The organism is Pseudomonas sp. 86_A (assembly GCF_017491705.1).
GTDB lineage: Bacteria > Pseudomonadota > Gammaproteobacteria > Pseudomonadales > Pseudomonadaceae > Aquipseudomonas > Aquipseudomonas koreensis.
The window spans coordinates 17,791-36,730 of sequence record NZ_JAFGYS010000006.1; the positions used below are offsets into that span (position 1 = coordinate 17,791).

Sequence of the window (18,940 nt, forward strand, 5' to 3'; positions counted from 1 at the left end):
AAAGGTACGCCGACCTGTAAATCTGAGGTCGAACTCAGGTTTGAAAACAGCCGAGATCTGCTCCCTTTCCCCCTCTCCCCCCTGGGGGAGAGGGCTGGGGTGAGGGGGGCGATCTCAGCCATCACACGGAATTCCGATCCATGAAAATCCCGAAAGCCCGCTGGACCACCAGAGCAACCTCCATAGCGTTCTGCCTGCTGTTCTGGCAACTCGCTGCCAGCCACCACTGGAACCTCGGCCTGGTCACCTTCGCCAACGTGCCCACCCCCTTGGCGGTCATTGAAGCGGCGCTGGGCCTGGGCGATTCCGGCAAGCTGCTGCAGCACCTGACCGCCAGCCTCAGCCGCGTGTTCGCCGGTTACTTTGCGGCACTGCTGATCGGCATCGCCCTGGGCCTGGCCATCGGCCGCTCGAAATGGGCCGAAGACCTGCTGCTGCCCCCGCTGGAAGTGCTGCGGCCGATCCCGGCGGTGGCGTGGATTCCGCTGGCGATTCTGATGTTCCCGTCGTCGGAGCTGTCGATGGTGTTCATCACCTTCACCGGCGCGCTGTTCCCGATCCTGCTCAACACCGTGCACGGTGTCGAAGGCGTCGATCCGCGCCTGATCGCTTCAGCGAAAAGCCTCGGGGCAGGACGCCGGGCGATGTTGCTCGAAGTGATTTTGCCCGGTGCCGCACCGAGCATCATCACCGGTCTCGCGATCGGTATGGGCACCTCGTGGTTCTGCCTGGTGACCGCGGAAATGATCTCCGGCCAGTTCGGCATCGGTTACTACACCTGGGAGTCCTACACCATCCAGAACTACGCCGACATCGTCGTCGGCATGCTGCTGATCGGTGTGCTGGGCATGGGCAGCAGCCTGTTGATCAAACGTCTGGGCGGACTGTTCACGCCTTGGCACCGACCACGAGGAAAAGCCTGATGAGCGCAATGCAAACCCCGGAAGGGCGGATCGATATTCGCCAGTTGTCGATCGTCCTCGGCGAAGGCCAGCACGCGTTCGAAGCCGTGCACGGTCTGGATTGCCAGATCGAACCGGGCCAGTTCGTGTGCATTCTCGGCCCGTCCGGTTGCGGCAAATCGACCTTGCTTGGCGCACTCGCCGGGCACTTGAGCGCCCATGCCGGCAGCCTGAAAGTCGATGGTGGCGAGGTGTCCGGGCCGTCGCCGCAACGTGGCATGGTGTTCCAGCACCACACGCTGTTCCCGTGGCGCACGGTGCGCGACAACGTTGCCTTTGGCCTGAAGATGCGTGGCATCGGCAAGACTGAGCGCCACCGAGCCGCCGACGACATTCTCCAACTGGTGGGCCTTGAAGGCTTTGCCGAACGCTGGCCCGATCAGCTTTCCGGCGGCATGCAGCAACGGGTGGAAATCGCCCGGGTGCTGGTCAACCGTCCGCGCCTGCTGCTGATGGACGAGCCTTTCGGCGCGCTGGATGCCTTGACCCGCCTGAACATGCAGGAACTGCTGCTGGACATCTGGACGCGCATCCGCACCACCGTGGTGTTCGTCACCCACGACATCGACGAGGCGCTGTTCCTCGCCGACCGCTTGCTGGTGATGAGCGCGCGGCCGGGGCGAATCATCGAAGACCTGCGCCTGGAGTTTCCGCGCCCGCGCACCACTGAGCTGGTGACCAGCGCCGAGTTTTCTCGGCTCAAACGCCATTGCCTCGACCTGCTGCGCCATGACAACGACCGACCGCTGCCGCGCCTCAATCCGCTCGGCCTGCCTCCCGAAAACCCTTTGCCGCGATTTGCCCTATGACCTCTATTTTTGCTGTGACCGATAACCCGGACATTCTCGCCCTGCAACCGCGTCTGACCGCTGACGATGCCGGCGTGCGGCGCATTGCCCTGATTGATCTCGCTGACCTGGAAGAGCCGGACGGCTTGCTCTGGCTGGTCGAACGGCTGAGCGATGATCCGGCGCAAGAAGTCCGCGCCGAAGCCGCGCGACTGCTGGAAGCCTGGGAGGACGAGCCGGTGGTGGCGGCGCTGTGTCAGGCGCTGACCGACCCGTCGCCCGCCGTACAAACCGCGGCAGCGCAAAGCCTGAGCCTGCTCAAGAGCGAAACCGCTGGCCGGGTGATTCTGCCGTGGACCGATCACGCGCAAGTCAGTGTGCGGATCGCCGCGTTTCGCGCCCTGCGCGAATTGCGATTCGCCGCCGCCGCGCCTGCGGCGGTCGCGGCACTCGACGACGCCGACGCCAATGTCCGGCGCGAAGCGGTCGGCGTGCTCGGCTGGCTCAAGCAACTCGACGCGCTGCCGGCGCTGGCACGCCTGGCCAGCGCCGACCCGGACACCGAAGTGCGGCGCGCCGCCACCGGCGCCCTCGGCCTGGCCTCCGGCGCCGAGGTGCTGCCGGCGTTGCGTCAGGCCTTGCAGGATCACGCCTGGCAAGTGCGTGAAGAGGCGGCCACCACGCTGGGCAAGGTCGGCCACAGCGATGCCGGTCCGGCGTTGATCGAAGCGCTGGGCGATGATTACTGGCAAGTGCGCCTGCGCGCCACTCGCAGCCTCGGGCGCCTGCGTTTTGCCCCGGCGCTGGACGCGTTGATCGAGACCCTCGGCCATCGCATCAGCAACCTGCGCAAGGAAGCCGCGCTGGCCCTCGGTGAGTTGCATGATCGCGGGGCGGTGGCGGCGTTGCAGGCGGCGCAGGACGACGGTGACCCGGAAGTGCGCAAAGCGGTGCGGATTGCCTTGAGCCAGTTGCAATGAATCCGCTGTCGGTAGGCAATTCACAAAGCGCGCAGACGTTGCGCCTGAGTTGGCCGGACGGCCGCGAATCGGTGCTCAACCACGCCGAACTGCGCCGCCAGTGCCCGTGCTCGCAGTGCCGTGCGTTTCGCCTGAAAGGGATGACCCCGCGGGTCGATGACCGTGTTCGGCTGATCGAGATCAATCCGCAGGGCTACGGCGTGCAACTGGTGTTCAGCGATGGGCACCAGCGCGGGATCTACCCGTGGGCTTACCTGGCACAACTCAATTCTTGATGTGCCACAGCTCCCTTGTAGGAGTGAGCCTGCTCGCGATAGCGGTGTATCAGCCGACATCATTGTTGAATGACACACCGCTATCGCGAGCAGGCTCACTCCTACAAGGGTATATGTGCAACTCCAGGGTTACTGCGCAGCCGTCATCGCCGGCCGGCATCCCCGAAACACATCCAGCCCTGGCTGATACAGCGCCGTCTTCACTTCAAACAGCCCCAGCACCGAATGGAACAGGTTGTCATGGCTCAAGTCCGGCTGGCCGGTCTTGCCTTGCAGGCAATCCCGATCAATCCCCAGTTGCGCCAGGGTGTTTTCGCCAAACCACATCACCATCGGCACATGGGTCTGCGCCTCGGGCGCCAGCGCATACGGCGCCGCGTGCAGGTACAGGCCGTTTTCGCCCAGCGATTCGCCATGGTCGGAGACGTACAGCATCGAGGTATCCAGCGTGTCCTGATTGCGCTTGAGCAACTCGATCACCTTGGCGAGGAAGTGGTCGGTGTAGAGGATCGTGTTGTCGTACACGTTCACCAGTTCATCGCGGCTGCAACTGCCCAGCTGGTTGGTGTGGCAGATCGGGGTGAAGCGTTCCAGGGTCTTCGGGTAGCGCTCGTAGTATTCCGGGCCGTGGCTGCCGTCGGCGTGCAGGACGATGATCGCGTGGCCCTTGAGGCTGTCGATGTAGGTCTGCAGATCGGCCAGCAGCGCTTCATCGAGGCAATTGTTACCGTCGCAGAACGGCCCCGGCTGGTTCTTCGCGATGTCGCGGTGCGGCACGCGCAGGCAGGTGCCCTTGCAGTCGCTGTTGTTGTCCAGCCACAGCACCTGCACGCCGGCGCGTTGCAGGATGTCGAGCAGGCCTTCGTAGGTTTTGCCTTTCTTGTCGCTGTAGTCCTCACGCGGGAACATCGAGAACATGCACGGCACCGACACCGCCGTGGACGTGCCGCAGGAATGCACCTGGGTGAAGTTGAGGATGTCCAGCTGGCTCAGTTCGGGATTGGTCTCGCGTGCATAGCCGTTCAGCGAGAAGTGATCGGCGCGGGCGGTTTCGCCCACCACGAACACCATCAGCGATTTCTTCTCGCGGCTGGCGGCTTTCGCGCTCATCACCGCGTCTTCACCGATGGCCTGCACCACGAAGTGCTTTTTGATGCCCAGGCGCTGTTTGGTGTACTTGCTGATCGCGTAGATGTAGTTGGTCGGGTTGATGAAATGGGTGAGCTTGTCTTCTTCGCGGAAGATCGGCGCGTAGGTCGAATAGAACGCGCCCACCGAGGCGCCGATCAGCAGCACGCAGGCGGTGATCACCAACAGCTTGTTGAGCAGGCCACGCAAGAACGGCCGATAACTCACCGGCCAACGCCAGATCAGCGCCGCCGGCAGCACGCCGAGCAGCAGCACGTAGGCCAGCAGCTTGCCGTTGAACAGCGCGGCGGCTTCGGCCGGGTTGGTTTCGAACACGTTCTGGATCATCACCGTGTCGATGGTGATCCCGTATTCGTTCATGAAATACGCAGCGCAGGCCGAGAGCAGGGCGACCACCGTCAGTGCCGGTTTCAGCGTCCAGCGGAACGACACCAACGTCAGCAACAGGCTGATGGCGGCCCACAGAAACAGCCCGAACGAGGCGAAAAACGCCAGTTTGTGCGCGCCTTGCAGGGTGATCAGCGTGCCCAGCGCCTTCCAGGTCGCCAGGTTGTACAGCGCCACCAGTGCCAAAGAAAACAGCAGCACCAAGCGGGTTGAAGTGATGGACGGTAAACGCAGTCCTTTGCCCAAAGCCATTACAGACATTCCTCTACACGAATAGAAAACACGTACGGTTACGCGCCTAACTGTAGAAGAACATTAGTAAAAATTCCGTAAACATCCTGTAACAAACACCCCATTTCCTGTAGGAGCTGCCGCAGGCTGCGATCTTTTGATCCTGATCTTAAAAAACAAGATCAAAAGATCGTCCGAACGCGGCCCGAACCTGCGGCAGCTCCTACAGAGGAACGTGGTGTTATTGGTTCGCGGTGTAGACCTGGCGCCCGCCAAACCAGGTTTGCAGGACCTGGGTGTCGTGCAGGGCTTTTTCGTTGACGCTGAACACGTCGCGGTCGACCACGATGAAATCGGCCTGCTTGCCCGGCGTCAGCGAGCCGATCTGCTGGTCCAGGCCAATGGTTCGCGCCGCGTTGGCGGTGTAGGCGTAGAACATCGTTTCGCGGTCCAGACGCTCGTCGGCATTGAGCACGCCCAGCGGGCCGACGCGAGTGATGGCCTGGGCCATGGCGTTGAACGGATTGGGCGACGACACCGGCCAGTCGCTGGCGCCGGCAATCGTCGCGCCCTGTTTGCGCAGCGAATGCGCCGGGTATTGATAACGGAAAGCGAGGGCGCTGACGTAGGGTTTGATCATGTCGGTGGTGTAGTCATCGGCGCTGGCCCACAGCAGCTGCATCGAGGCGATCACGTTCAGCGGCTTGAAGCGGGCGAACTCTTTCGGGTTGACCATCTGCAGGTGCGTGATCGAATGGGTGATGCCGCTTTGCCGGTCCTTGCGGGCGCGTTCGATGCCGTTGAGTGATTCACGCACCGCACGGTCGCCGATGGCGTGGATGTGCACCAGCCAGCCGCGCTGGTCGATGGCGCTGACCAGTTCCCCGAAGTGCTGCGGATCGATCAGCAGCTCGCCCTGTTTGTGCGAGTTGCGGTATGGATCGATCATCGCCGCGCTCTGCGCCGGGTATTCGATCACGCCGTCGGCGAAAATCTTGATCCCGGGCAGGGTCAGGTTGGGGATGCCCTGAAACTGTTGGCGCACTTTATCCAGTGTATCGAGGTCGGCGGGCAGGCTTTTCGGGTTGGCCACCAGCAGCGCCGCGACATGCACGCTCATCTCGCCACTGGCCGACAGCGCTTTGTAAGCCGGCAGCACGCCGACGGTTTTCTCGGTGGGTTTGAGGGCGAATACCGCTTCCCCCGGCGCGGCGTTGGCGGCGGGGTCCATCCACGCGGTGATGCCGAGGCTGTTGTTGAAACGCACGGCGGATTTGGCGGCGTTGAGCATGTCGGCCGAGCTCGGCACCGGCATTTTCGCGGCGACCCGGTCCCAGCCAGCATCGACCAGAAAGCCGTTCGGTTCGCCGTTGGCCAGTGTGCCGAGGGTATCTTTTTCCGCATCGGGCAGGGCCTTGAGCAACGCAGCGTCGATACCGGCGCGCTGGAGCATCACGTTGTTGGCCCACGCGGTGTGGTGGTCGCTGCCGGTGAACACCACCGGCACGTTGGCCCATTCGCCGTGGTTGAAAGTCTTGCCCAGCGCTTCGGCCTGCGCCCAGTACGCCGAACTCATGCCGGCAATGCTCAGCACGTCGCCATGCCGGGCCTTACCGTCGTCGCGCCAGGCGCGCAGGCGTTTTTCCAGTTCATCGAGGGCGACGACTTCGTCTTCCATGTTGGCCAAGACCATTTCCAGGCCGCCGAAAATCGCGTGCGAGTGGCTGTCGATCAAGCCTGGCATCAGGGTCTTGCCGCCCAGGTCGATCACCTGCGTGCCGGGTTCGATCAGCGCCTTGATCTGCGCGTCAGTGCCGACTTCCAGCACTTTGCCGTTTTCTACCGCCAGCGCCTGGACCTTCGGTTGCGAACGGTCGGCGGTGAAGATCTTGCCGTTGACCAGCACCAGATCGGCCGCGGCCATGGCTTCCATCGAGGCAAAACTTATCGCGCTCACCAGCAGGCTCGGGATGAATCTTTTCATTGAAGATTTCCTTGTTATTGCGTCTGATGGCCAGACTAGTGGCTGACACGGGCCGACAGAACGCCTGCCTCACGAAAAACGTTTTTGCCTGAATGGAAAAAGCATGGACAAGTTGGGTGCATTGAAAATGTTCGTGGTCACTGCGCAGCTCGGCAGTTTCAGCCGCGCGGCCGAGCAACTGGGCAAGACCCCGTCGGCCTTGACCAAAGCGGTCAATCACCTGGAAGCGGAACTCGGTGCGCGGCTGTTCGAGCGCAGTACGCGGCGGATCCTGCTGACTGAAATCGGCCGGGTCTATCTGGAAACCGCGCGGCTGGTGTTGCAGCGGCTGGAGGAGGCCAGCGAGGAAATCGAACAGTTGCAGCACGGTCTGCGCGGCAGCCTGAAAATCACCGCACCGCTGGCGTACGGGCGAGCGTTTCTCGATCAGGTGTGCGACGGCTTTTTACAGCAGTACCCGCAGATCAGCCTGCAAGTGAACCTGTGCGACGCCTTCGTCAATCTGCTGGAAAACGGCTACGACCTGGCGTTGCGCGAGGGCCACGACGACCTGCCGGGGCTGATCGCGCGGGTGGTCGGCAGCAATCGCCTGGCCTTGTGCGGCAGCCCGGACTATCTGGCGCGCAAGGGGTTGCCGGTGGATCCGCAAACCCTTGAGCAGCATGAATGGCTGCTGTATCAGCACCCGCTGCTCAGCCGCGAGTTCTGGTGGGCCGAACGCAACGGCCAGCGCCTGAGCCTGGCGCAACCGACGGCGCCGCGGTTGCGCAGCGATAATTACGACCTGCTGCTGGCCAGCGCGTTGGCCGGGCGCGGCTTGCTGCACACACCGCTGTGGAGCGCCGCGCCGTACATTGCCGACGGGCGTCTGGTGCGGGTCATGGCTGATTACGAAATCGACCCGGACACCTTCGGCCCGCACATTCTTGCGGTGTACCCGAGCCATCGACGGGCCACGGCGAAAGTCGTCGCGTTCATCGATTACATCGCCGAATTTCTCGACGAGCGCGGCCTCAGCTGACTCACCGCACTGATCGTTCCCACGCAGAACGCAGGAACGATCAATCAGTGTCCGGCCCGGGCCGACTGGCGGTCATTGTCAGAAAAACCCGGGAAGAGTACAAATGTACTCCATGACCAATTTGACTCCCCGCCGTACCGCCATCCTGACCTTTATCCGCGAACGCATCGCCGAACACGGTCAGCCCCCAAGCCTCGCTGAAATCAGCGAGGCTTTTGGTTTTGCCTCGCGCAGCGTGGCGCGCAAGCATGTGCTGGCGCTCACCGAAGCCGGGTTTATCGAGGTCAATCCGCATCAGGCCCGGGGCATTCGCCTGCTCGGGCAACCGCCGCGGCCGGAGCTGCTCGACATTCCCGTACTCGGCCGCGTCGCCGCCGGTGCGCCGATCGGTGCCGATGCCGAGATCCATAGCCGCTTGATGCTCGACCCGGTGCTGTTCTCCCGCACACCCGACTACATGCTGCGGGTGCAGGGCGACTCGATGATCGAGGACGGCATTCTCGACGGTGATCTGGTGGGCGTGAAGCGCAATCCCGAGGCGCTCAACGGCCAGATCGTGGTGGCGCGGCTCGACGGCGAGGTCACGATCAAACGCTTCGAGCGTGTCGGCGCGACGGTGCGCCTGCTGCCGCGCAACCCGGCGTACCAGCCGATTGTCGTGCGCGACGATCAGGACCTGGCCATCGAAGGGGTGTTCTGCGGTCTGGTGAGGCAAGGCTGATGGGCGCCGTCGTTGCACTCGATACGCTGTTCAATGGCGGCCAGGTCTGGAAGGGCCGGCCTGCGCCTCCGGCGGCCAGCCCGCAACCTACCGGCCATGCCGCGCTGGATGCGGCATTGCCCAGCGGCGGTTGGCCGGAAGCGGCGCTGAGCGAAATCCTTCTGGCCGGCCCCGGGGTCGGTGAGTTGCAACTGGTCTGGCCGACCCTGGCGCGGTTGTCGGCGGCGGGCGAGCGCATCGTGCTGGTGGCGCCCCCGTTCGTGCCGTACCCGCAGGCGTGGGAGAACGCCGGGATCGATCTGCGTCAGTTGTCGGTGATCCAGGCCAGCGAACGCGATGCCTTGTGGGCGGCGGAACAATGCCTGCGTTCGGGCAGTTGCGGCGCCGTGCTGTGCTGGCCGCACAAGGCTGATGACCGCGCGTTGCGGCGTCTGCAGGTGGCGGCGGAAACCGGGCAGACCCTGGCCTTTGCCTGGCGCCCGCTGAGCGAGGCGGTCAACCCGTCGCCGGCGGCGCTGCGCATTGCCATCGATGCCAGACCTGCCCAGTTGCGCGTGCTCAAATGCCGTGGCGGACTGGCGCGCACGGCGCCGATTGCGTTTGCCGTGGGGCACTGAGGTCGTCATGCGTTGGGTCTGCATTCTGTTCCCGCAATTGGCGCTCGACGCAGTGCTGCGTCAGCGTCCCGATCCCGATCAACCGTTGGTGCTGCTCAGCGGCCCGGCCCAGCGCCGGGTGCTGCAAGCGGTAAATGCGTCGGCGCGCCAGCTCGGCCTGCGCGCCGGCCAGTCGATGACCGCCGCGCAAGCGTTGAGCAAAGGTTTTGCCACCGCCGATTACGACCTCGCCGAGGTCGAGCACTGGCAGCAGTTTCTGGCGGCATGGGCCTACCGGTTCAGCGCGCAGGTCAGTGTGCATTACCCGCGTACCGTGGTGTTCGAGATCGAATCCAGCCTGGGCCTGTTCGGTTCCTGGACGCAGTTTGAAGCGCGGCTGCGCAAGGAACTGACCGAGCTTGGCTTCCGCCATCGCATTGTCGCCGCACCGAACCCGGTGGCGGCGCGGGTGCTGGCCAATGCTTACGATGGCCTGGTGGTGCCGGACGGTGAAGCCTTGCAGCATCATCTCGGGCAACTGCCTGTCGACCGCGTCGGGCTGGAGCCGCCTGTCGCCACGGCGCTGGCGCGTATGGGCCTGCGTAACCTCAGCCAGGTGCAGAGCCTGCCGCGTCAGGCCCTGGCCCGACGTTTCGAAGCATCGATGCTCAAACACCTCGACACCCTGTTCGGCGCACGGCCACTGGCCCTGGCATTCTATCTGCCGCCAGACCGCTTCGATGTGCGCATTGAACTCAACTTTGACGTGCAATCCCATCAGGCCTTGCTGTTTCCGTTGCGTCGTTTGACTGGCGACCTGTCGGCGTTCCTCTGCGGACGCGACAGCGGTGTGCAGCGTTTCGATTTGCATCTGGAGCACGCCGGGCTGCCGGACACGCTGATCAAGGTTGGCCTGCTCAGCGCCGAGCGCGATCCGGCGATGCTCTTCGAACTGGCGCGGGGTCGGTTGGAGCAGGTGCAGGTCGAGGCGCCGGTGCGCGGTTTCCGCCTGCGCGCCGAAGATCTGCCGAGTTTCGTACCGCAGTTTCAAGAATTGTTCGATGAGCGTCCGCAACAGACCTTGCCCTGGGAGCAATTGCGCGAACGCCTGCGCGCGCGGCTCGGCGACGATGCGGTGCAGGGCCTGCGCTTCCAGGCCGACCATCGCCCCGAATGTGCGTGGCAGAACGGCGTCGACAAGCAGCGTTGCAGCGGATTGCCGAGCGTTCAGCGCCCGGGCTGGCTGCTCGGCGAACCGCAAAGCGTGGCCGAAGGTTCGGCGCGGATCCTCATGGGCCCGGAACGCATCGAATCCGGCTGGTGGGACGGGGACGATGTGCGCCGCGATTACTACCTGATCCAGAACCGCGCCGGTCAGCAGGGCTGGGCGTATCGGGCGGTGGGCGAGGGCGGTCCGTTGTGGCTGCAGGGCTGGTTTGCATGAACGACGGCTATGCCGAGCTGCACTGCCTGTCGAACTTCAGCTTCCAGCGCGGTGCCTCCAGTGCCCTTGAGCTGTTCCAGCGGGCGAAAAAACACGGTTATCAGGCGCTGGCGATCACCGACGAGTGCACGCTCGCCGGGATCGTGCGCGCCTGGCAGGCGGCGAAATCGGTTGAACTGCCGCTGATCATCGGCAGCGAAATCCGCATCGACAACGGCCCGAAACTGCTGCTGTTGGTGGAGAACCTCGCGGGGTATCAGGCCTTGTGCGGCTTGATTACTCAGGCCCGCCGGCGTACGCAGAAAGGCCAGTACCAGGTGCTGCGCGAGGATTTCAGCGAGCCGTTGCCGGGGTTGTTCACGCTGTGGGTGCCGGACACTGTGGAGGATGTGGAGGAGGGCCGCTGGCTGAAACAGACCTTCGGCGAGCGTCTGTTTCTGGCGGTGCAGTTGCATCGCGGGCAGGACGACCAGCGTCGGCTGGCGGCACTGCTGAGTCTGGCGGAGCAGGTGCAGATTACCGCTGTCGCCAGCGGTGATGTGCACATGCACGCCCGGGGCCGGCGCGCCCTGCAGGACACCATGACCGCGATCCGCCACCACGTCCCGGTGGCCGAGGCCGGATTGCGCCTGCACCCCAACGGCGAACGCCATCTGCGCAGCCTCGATGTATTGCGCGAGCTGTATCCGCCGGCGTTGCTCGACGCCTCGGTGCAACTGGCCCGGCGCTGCACGTTCGAGCTGGGCGAGTTGCGCTATGAGTATCCGAAAGAACTGGTGCCGCAGGGGCATACCGGCCGTTCCTGGCTGCGCCAGTTGACTAAAGAGGGCATCGTCTGGCGCTGGAAAAAAGGCGCGCCCTTCAAGGTGCTGAGGCAGATCAACAAGGAACTGAAACTGATCGCTGAACTCGGCTACGAAAGCTACTTCCTCACTGTGCACGACGTGGTGCGTTTCGCCCGCGAGCAAAATATTCTCTGTCAGGGCCGGGGTTCGGCGGCCAACTCGGCGGTGTGTTTCGCCTTGGGCATCACCGAGATCGACCCGGACCGCACCACGCTGCTGTTCGAGCGCTTCATGTCCAAGGAACGCAACGAGCCGCCGGACATCGACGTGGATTTCGAACACGAACGCCGCGAAGAAGTCCTGCAATACGTGTTCCGCCGTTATGGCCGGGGGCGGGCGGCGCTGACGGCGGTGGTCAGCACCTACCACGCCGCCGGTGCGGTGCGCGACGTCGCCAAGGCCCTGGGGCTGCCGCCGGATCAGATCAATGCGCTGGCCGATTGCTGCGGTCACTGGAGCGATGAAACCCCGCCGCTGGCGCGCTTGCTCGAAGCCGGGTTCGATCCTGACAGCCCGGTGCTGCGCCGGGTGCTGAGCCTGACCGGGCAACTGATCGGTTTCCCCCGGCACCTGTCGCAGCACCCTGGTGGTTTCGTGATTTCCGAACAGCCGCTGGATACGCTGGTGCCGGTGGAAAACGCCGCCATGGCCGAGCGTACGATCATTCAGTGGGACAAGGACGACCTCGATGCGGTCGGGCTGCTCAAGGTCGATATCCTTGCCCTCGGCATGCTCAGCGCGATCCGTCGCTGCTTCGATCTGCTGCGGCGCCATCGCCATCTGGATCTGAGCCTGGCGACGATTCCGCCCGAAGACCAACTGACCTACGAAATGATCAGCCGCGCCGACACCATCGGCGTGTTCCAGATCGAGTCGCGGGCGCAGATGTCGATGCTGCCGCGCCTGAAACCGGCGAAGTTCTACGATCTGGTGATTGAAGTGGCGATCGTCCGCCCGGGGCCGATTCAGGGCGGGATGGTTCACCCATATCTGCGCCGCCGCAACAAGGAGGAAGAAGAAACCTACCCGTCGCCAGAACTCAAAGTGGTACTGAAGCGTACCCTCGGCGTGCCGTTGTTTCAGGAGCAGGTGATGCAGATCGCTATCGTCGCCGCCGACTACAGCCCCGGCGAGGCCGATCAGTTGCGCCGCTCCATGGCCGCGTGGAAACGCCACGGCGGGCTGGAACCGCACAAGGAACGCCTCGCCGCCGGCATGAAGAAAAACGGCTACACCCCGGAATTCGCCGCGCAGATCTTCGAGCAGATCAAGGGTTTTGGCAGCTACGGGTTTCCCGAATCCCACGCCGCCAGTTTTGCTTTGCTGACCTACGCCAGTTGCTGGCTCAAGTGCCACGAACCGGCAGCGTTCGCCTGTGCGCTGATCAACAGTTGGCCGATGGGTTTCTACAGCCCGGACCAGATCCTTCAGGACGCGCGCCGCCATCAGTTGCAGATCCGTCCGGTGGACGTGCGCGCCAGCGACTGGGATTGCAGCCTGGAACCGATCAGCGGCGCGCAACCGGCGATCCGCATGGGCCTGCGGATGATCAAGGGCTTTCGCGAGGACGACGCCCGGCGCATCGAAGCGGCGCGGGCGCGCGGGGCGTTTGCCGATGTCGCCGACCTGGGCGAACGCGCCGCGCTCGACAGTCGGGCGCAGGCGCTGCTCGCCGATTCCGGGGCGTTGCGCGGCATGGCCGGGCATCGGCATCGCGCACGCTGGGAAGTGGCCGGGGTGCAGAAACAGCTGGGCCTGTTTGCCGGGTTGCCGAGTCAGGAAGAACCCGATGTGCTGCTGCCCAAACCGAGTGTCGGCGAGGATCTGCACGCCGATTACGCGACGCTCGGCACCACGCTGGGGCCGCATCCATTGGCGCTGCTGCGTGGCGAACTCAAGGCGCGGCGCTGCCGCAGCTCGCAGGAGTTGCTGGACGTCGAACACGGCCGGCCGGTGAGCATCGCCGGGTTGGTCACCGGCCGCCAACGACCGGGCACCGCCAGTGGTGTGACCTTCGTCACCCTGGAAGACGAGTTCGGAAACGTCAACGTGGTGGTCTGGCGCGATCTGGCCGAGCGTCAGCGCCAGGTGCTGGTCGGCTCGCAACTGCTCAAGGTCGATGGCCGCTGGGAGCGCGAAGGCGAAGTCCGGCATTTGATCGCGGGGCGGTTGAGCGACCTGAGTCCGCTGCTCGACGGCATCCGCGTGCAGAGCCGCGACTTCCATTAATACCAATCCCCTGTAGGAGCTGCCGCAGGCTGCGATCTTTTGACTTTGATTTAAAAAAACAAGATCAAAAGATCGCAGCCTGCGGCAGCTCCTACAGGAGGGGCCGTTCGATCATGGCGGAGCAGTGAGCGGCATGGGTGGTCAATCCATTGGCGTCAAAAAAGCCTGTCGCGAGTGATGGCACTTTGTCATAATGCCGGCCCTTTTCCGCTCCCCACCGCCTTGCCGTGCCGGGACACACCGTTTTTTCAGAAGGAATGCACAGTGAGAATGATCTCCCGGATGTTGGTCTCAGGCGTTGCGATTGCCGTGCTCGGCACCCTCGCCAGCTCCCTTGCCGGCTGCGCCACCGAAAGCTCCCGCGCCCTGCCGGTGGCCAAGGTCGAGAGCGCCACGCAAGTCTGGACCGGTGCTCGCGTGCCGATGGCGGTGGGCAAGTTCGATAACCGTTCCAGCTACATGCGCGGGATCTTCTCCGATGGCGTCGATCGTCTCGGCGGCCAGGCCAAGACCATCCTGATCACGCACTTGCAGCAGACCAACCGTTTCTCCGTCCTGGATCGCGACAACATGGGCGAGATCCAGCAGGAAGCCGCCATCAAGGGCCAGACCCAGCGCCTCAAGGGTGCCGATTACGTGGTCACCGGTGACGTCACCGAGTTCGGCCGCAAAGAAACCGGCGACCATCAACTGTTCGGCATTCTCGGCCGGGGCAAGACCCAGGTCGCCTACGCCAAGGTCAACCTGAACATCGTCAACATCAGCACCTCCGAAGTGGTGTATTCGACCCAGGGCGCCGGCGAGTACGCCTTGTCCAACCGCGAAATCATCGGCTTCGGCGGCACCGCTGCGTACGATTCCACGCTCAACGGCAAAGTCCTCGATCTGGCCATGCGCGAGGCGATCAATCGTCTGGTCGATGGCATGAACGCCGGTGCCTGGAAACCGGGTAACTGATCGCTATTCATTGCAAGGAGCACTACCCCATGAATCTGACTTTGTCGCGGTCGCTGCTGGCCCTGACGCTGGCCGCCAGCGCCTTGCTGGCCGGTTGCAGCAGCCCGAAAACCCTGTACCAGTGGGAAGATTATCAACCGCAGGTCTACGAATATTTCAAAGGCGAAGAGCCGAAAGAAGCCCAGGCCGAAGTGCTGGAGCGCGACCTGCAGAAGATCCGTTCCACCGGCAAGGCCGTGCCGCCGGGCTACCACGCCCACCTGGGCCTGCTGTACCTGAGCATGGGCAAGGACGATCAGATGGTGCAGCAGTTCCGCACCGAGAAAGCGCTGTTCCCCGAGTCCGGCCCGTACATGGATTTTCTGCTTAAAAACGCCAAGACCGGAGATGCCAAATGATTTCGCGCACCCTGAAACTGCTGGTCGCCGGTCTGGCCCTGACTGTACTCGGTGGTTGCGTTGCGCCGAAAACCGTCGACTATTCGGCGTATAAACAGGCGCGCCCGAAGACCATTCTGGTGCTGCCGCCGCTGAACACTTCGCCGGACGTGAAAGCCTCCTACAGCCTGTTGTCGCAAGTGACGTTTCCACTGGCCGAGGCCGGTTACTACGTCCTGCCGATCACCCTGGTGGACGAGACCTTCCGCCAGAACGGCCTGACCACGCCGGATGACATCCACCAGGCACCGGCCAACAAGCTCAAGGAAATCTTTGGCGCCGACGCCGCGCTGTACATCACCGTGACCGAGTACGGCACGCGGTACATGGTCATCAGCAGCGAAACCGCGGTGACCGCCACCGCGAAACTGGTGGACCTGAAATCCGGCACCACGCTGTGGACCGGTTCGGCACGGGCGTCGAGCGAAGAGGGTGGCAACAACAGTGGCGGCGGGCTGGTCGGCATGTTGATCACGGCGGCGGTGAAACAGGTGATCAACAGTTCCACCGATGCCGGCTACCCGATTGCCGGTGTGGCGAGCAATCGCTTGCTGTCGGCCGGTCAGCACGCAGGCCTGCTGTACGGCCCGCGTTCGCCGAAGTACGGCACTGACTGATTTAGCAGGTACGACACAAAAACCTTTGTAGGAGTGAGCCTGCTCGCGATAGCGGTGTGTCAGACAACATCAGCGTGGCTGACGCACCGCTATCGCGAGCAGGCTCACTCCTACAAGGGAATGTGTTAATCAGTGTTATTTGGCAGCGGCCAAACCGATCGTCCCCACCATCGAAAAATCCCCGGCCTGTGCTGCCCACGCGAGCCTCTCGCTGCCTCAATCCCATTCAACTTGCGATTCATCCCCTGCATCTCGGCGCCGAAGGCGATATCCTGCGCCACACTTATCTGTGCAAACGGCGCATAACGCTGGAACACCGTGTTTGCCCGAGGCTAAAGGAGTGTTCGAATGACCGAGAAGAAACTGGAAACCACGGTCGACCGCGTCTACCAAGGGATTTACCTGGCGATCAGCAAGCGTTCGCTGCGTCCGGGGATGAAGCTGGGCGAAGCCTCGCTGGCCGAACTGTTCAATGTCAGTCGCACGTCGGTACGCGCCGCGCTCAAGCAACTGGAGGCCGAGGGGCTGGTCACCACCGAGCCGAACAAAGGGGCTTCGGTGTCGTTGCCCAGCAATGAAGAGATCCGCTCGTTGTTCGAAACCCGGCGGCTGATCGAGATCGGGATCGTCACCGAGCTCTGTCGGCGCAAGGACACCGCCGCCATGCAAGTCCTGCGCGAGCACCTGCTACTGGAAGACGCCGCCCACGCGGCGGGCGACCACGAGCAACTGATTTACCTGCTTGGCGAGTTCCACATCAAACTGGCGCGCAGCCTCAACAACCCGGTGCTGCTCGACTGGTTTCAGAAGCTGATTTCCCGCGCCTCGCTATACGTCGCCGCACTGGATGACGACAGCCATGAAGCCTGCCGCGACAACGAGCATCTGCGCCTGATCGAATACATTGAGGCCGGCGATCAGAGCGCCGCCATCGAGCTGACCTGCACGCATTTGAACGGCATTGAAAAGGCCATTCTGGATGTCGCTGCGAAGATGAAAACTGGCTACCATCCGCTCAAGCACCTGATCGGGGTCTAATCCGGGCCGGGTCTGAAATCGGCTATACCTTCAATGAAACCAAAACTGCCGACGAGGCTCGAAACAGACGGGCGTCGCGTCGTTCCGGCGTCGCGACGTATCGGGCAAACACCACAGGACACCGAGTCAATCGATGCAGTTTTTATCCGATAGCCACGGTTGTGAGGGCTGGAAAGGCGAGATGGCCGAGCGCATTTGCGCGTTCGACTGGCGCCAGACCGAACTTGGCCCGCTCGACACCTGGCCTGCCAGCCTGTGCAGCGCCGTGCAACTGATGCTGGCCTCGCCCTTGCCGATGGTCATGCTCTGGGGCCATGCCGGGTACATGATCTACAACGACGCCTACTCGCAGTTTGCCGGTGGCCGCCATCCGTACCTGTTGGGCGTGCCGGTGGAACTGGGCTGGCCGGAAGTCGCCGATTTCAACCGGCAGGTGGTCGATACCTGTCTGGCGGGCGGCACCTTGTCCTTCCGCAACAAGGAACTGGTGCTGCTGCGCGATGGCGTGCCCGAAGACGTCTGGATGGATTTGTATTACAGCCCGGTGGCCAACGATGACGGCGTACCGGCCGGGGTGCTGGCGATGGTGGTCGAGACCACCGAGTTCATGCGTTCCGAACGCCTGCGTCAGGCCGCTGAAGATGCCTATCGCGCAGACAACGAGCGAGTCCGTCTGGCACTCAATGCCGGCGCCTTGCTCGGCTCGTTTGTCTGGGATGTGAAGAACAATGTGCTGTCGGCCGACGAGCGTTTTGCCCGGACGTTTTCCTATCCGCCGGAGCAGGACCTGAGCGACCTGCCGCAGAGCTTCACCGAGTCGCGGATCCACCCGGACGATCTGGCGTGGGTTCAAGACCGGGTCAATCATTCGTTGCAGACTGGCGAACCTTACAACGCCGAATACCGCGTGTTGCGCGCCGATGGCAGCTACCTGTGGGTGCTCGCCAGCGGCGCCTGCGAGTTCGACGAACACGGCGCGCCGTTCCGTTTCCCCGGGGTGTTGATCGACATCCATGAACGCAAGATCGCCGAAGAATCCCTGCTCAAATTCACCCGCAATCTTGAACAACGAGTCGCCGATGAAGTGAATGCGCGGCTGGCGGCCGAAGAGCAATTGCGCCAGTCGCAGAAGCTCGAAGCCATCGGCGGACTCACCGGCGGCGTGGCCCACGACTTCAACAACCTGCTGCAGGTGATCGCCGGCAACCTGCATTTGCTGGCGCGGCATGAACCGGACAATGCCAACGTGCAACGCCGGGTCAGCGCCTCGCTGGCGGCGGTCGAGCGCGGCGCCAAGCTGTCATCGCAATTGCTCGCGTTTGCCCGGCGTCAGCCGTTGTCGCCAGCGGTGTGCGATCCGCAACAGATCTTCGATGGCGTCGGTGAATTGCTCCAGCGCGCGTTGGGCGAAACCATTCAGATTGACGTGCAATTGCCGCAAGACCCGTGGCACATCAACGTCGATCGCAATCAACTGGAAAACGCCATTCTCAATCTGGCGATCAACGCCCGGGATGCGATGAAGGGCGAGGGCACGATTGTCCTCAGCGCCCTCAACACCCGACTGGACAAGACGTTCTGCGCAGGCAAAGGCATCGTCGCCGGTGACTACGTGCGGGTAGTGGTCAGCGACACCGGCGCCGGCATTCCCCCGCAAATGCTTGAACAGGTGTTCGAGCCGTTCTTCACCACCAAGGCTGATGGCCAGGGCACTGGGCTCGGCTTGAGCATGGTGTTCGGCTTCGTCAAACAGAGCGGCGGCCACGTCGAGATCGACAGCACCGTGGGCGAGGGCACGCGGGTGCAACTGTACTTCCCGCGCAGCCTGCGCCCGGTCATCGATGAGACACCGGGTTTCGACCAGCAGCAGGGCGGCGGCCATGAAACCATTCTGGTGGTCGAGGACAACGAAGCGGTGCGTGCCTCGGCCGTGGAGTTGCTGCGCGAAGAAGGTTACCGCGTGCTCACCGCCGGCAATGGCGACGTGGCGATGCAGATGTTGTTGCAAGGCATCGACGTCGATCTGATTTTCACCGACGTGGTCATGCCAGGGCTGATCAAGAGTTCCGACCTGGCGGCCTGGGCCAAGGTGCAGACGCCACCGGTGGCGGTGCTGTTCACCTCCGGGCACACCCGCGACATCATCTCGCGCAACCACCAGTTGAGTCCGGACACGCACTTGCTGGGCAAACCGTACGGACCGGAAGCGTTGTTGCAGATGATTCGCTCGGTGCTCAGTGCCTAGCTGGCTAATTTCCAAGTCCCTGTGGCGAGGGAGC

General features: G+C 63.3%; 16 protein-coding genes. 14 read left to right on the forward strand and 2 right to left on the reverse strand.

Annotation, left to right across the window (positions count from 1 at the left end; genetic code table 11):
- The first annotated feature begins 140 nt into the window (after positions 1-140).
- The 4 genes from J5M57_RS10565 to J5M57_RS10580 are packed head-to-tail and all read left to right on the forward strand — an operon-like array spanning position 141 to position 3,005.
- The gene (locus J5M57_RS10565; RefSeq protein WP_207848588.1) at positions 141-923 is read left to right on the forward strand and encodes an ABC transporter permease; all 783 of its coding nucleotides are present in this window, start codon (positions 141-143) and stop codon (positions 921-923) included.
- Entirely contained in the window at positions 923-1,771 is an 849-nt protein-coding gene (locus J5M57_RS10570; protein WP_207848587.1) for an ABC transporter ATP-binding protein, read from the forward strand. Before J5M57_RS10565 ends, J5M57_RS10570 begins: the two co-directional genes overlap by 1 nt.
- Entirely contained in the window at positions 1,768-2,730 is a 963-nt protein-coding gene (locus tag J5M57_RS10575) for a HEAT repeat domain-containing protein (RefSeq protein WP_169841505.1), read from the forward strand. The genes J5M57_RS10570 and J5M57_RS10575 overlap by 4 nt, the downstream gene beginning before the upstream one ends.
- A complete protein-coding gene (locus J5M57_RS10580; protein ID WP_207848586.1) occupies positions 2,727-3,005 on the forward strand; it encodes a DUF971 domain-containing protein in 279 nt (92 codons plus the stop codon). Before J5M57_RS10575 ends, J5M57_RS10580 begins: the two co-directional genes overlap by 4 nt.
- A 129-nt stretch (positions 3,006-3,134) precedes the next feature.
- On the opposite strand, the gene J5M57_RS10585 is transcribed toward J5M57_RS10580, so the two are convergent.
- Both J5M57_RS10585 and J5M57_RS10590 read right to left on the reverse strand, forming a co-directional pair.
- Positions 3,135-4,793, reverse strand: a complete 1,659-nt coding sequence (locus J5M57_RS10585) for a phosphoethanolamine--lipid A transferase (protein WP_207848585.1) — start codon at positions 4,791-4,793, stop codon at positions 3,135-3,137.
- 220 nt (positions 4,794-5,013) lie between these two features.
- Positions 5,014-6,756: an amidohydrolase gene (locus J5M57_RS10590; RefSeq protein ID WP_207848584.1), complete on the reverse strand. Its 1,743-nt coding sequence runs from the start codon at positions 6,754-6,756 to the stop codon at positions 5,014-5,016.
- A 103-nt stretch (positions 6,757-6,859) separates the two neighbouring features.
- On the opposite strand from J5M57_RS10590, the gene J5M57_RS10595 reads away from it, so the two are divergent.
- From J5M57_RS10595 to J5M57_RS10640, 10 genes are all read left to right on the forward strand, one after another.
- Positions 6,860-7,777 carry a LysR family transcriptional regulator gene (locus J5M57_RS10595; RefSeq protein ID WP_207848583.1) on the forward strand — a complete coding sequence of 306 codons (918 nt, stop codon included), beginning with the start codon at positions 6,860-6,862 and terminating at the stop codon, positions 7,775-7,777.
- 103 nt (positions 7,778-7,880) lie between these two features.
- Positions 7,881-8,498 (forward strand): transcriptional repressor LexA, encoded by a 618-nt coding sequence (gene lexA, locus J5M57_RS10600; RefSeq protein ID WP_064587783.1) that lies wholly within the window; start codon positions 7,881-7,883, stop codon positions 8,496-8,498.
- Positions 8,498-9,115 carry a translesion DNA synthesis-associated protein ImuA gene (gene imuA, locus J5M57_RS10605; RefSeq protein ID WP_025109863.1) on the forward strand — a complete coding sequence of 206 codons (618 nt, stop codon included), beginning with the start codon at positions 8,498-8,500 and terminating at the stop codon, positions 9,113-9,115. Before lexA ends, imuA begins: the two co-directional genes overlap by 1 nt.
- Positions 9,116-9,122: 7 nt before the next feature.
- Positions 9,123-10,538 (forward strand): DNA polymerase Y family protein, encoded by a 1,416-nt coding sequence (locus J5M57_RS10610; protein ID WP_207848582.1) that lies wholly within the window; start codon positions 9,123-9,125, stop codon positions 10,536-10,538.
- Positions 10,535-13,612: an error-prone DNA polymerase gene (locus J5M57_RS10615; protein WP_243435156.1), complete on the forward strand. Its 3,078-nt coding sequence runs from the start codon at positions 10,535-10,537 to the stop codon at positions 13,610-13,612. Before J5M57_RS10610 ends, J5M57_RS10615 begins: the two co-directional genes overlap by 4 nt.
- 270 nt (positions 13,613-13,882) lie before the next feature.
- Positions 13,883-14,569: a CsgG/HfaB family protein gene (locus J5M57_RS10620; RefSeq protein WP_162276313.1), complete on the forward strand. Its 687-nt coding sequence runs from the start codon at positions 13,883-13,885 to the stop codon at positions 14,567-14,569.
- A 29-nt stretch (positions 14,570-14,598) separates the two neighbouring features.
- Complete coding sequence (locus J5M57_RS10625; protein WP_003225593.1) at positions 14,599-14,967, forward strand: DUF4810 domain-containing protein; 369 nt, start codon at positions 14,599-14,601, stop codon at positions 14,965-14,967.
- Positions 14,964-15,623 carry a DUF799 domain-containing protein gene (locus J5M57_RS10630; protein WP_207848580.1) on the forward strand — a complete coding sequence of 220 codons (660 nt, stop codon included), beginning with the start codon at positions 14,964-14,966 and terminating at the stop codon, positions 15,621-15,623. The genes J5M57_RS10625 and J5M57_RS10630 overlap by 4 nt, the downstream gene beginning before the upstream one ends.
- 348 nt (positions 15,624-15,971) lie before the next feature.
- Positions 15,972-16,661 (forward strand): GntR family transcriptional regulator, encoded by a 690-nt coding sequence (locus J5M57_RS10635; RefSeq protein WP_064587776.1) that lies wholly within the window; start codon positions 15,972-15,974, stop codon positions 16,659-16,661.
- 133 nt (positions 16,662-16,794) lie between these two features.
- A complete protein-coding gene (locus tag J5M57_RS10640; protein WP_207848579.1) occupies positions 16,795-18,906 on the forward strand; it encodes a hybrid sensor histidine kinase/response regulator in 2,112 nt (703 codons plus the stop codon).
- Positions 18,907-18,940: the final 34 nt, after the last annotated feature.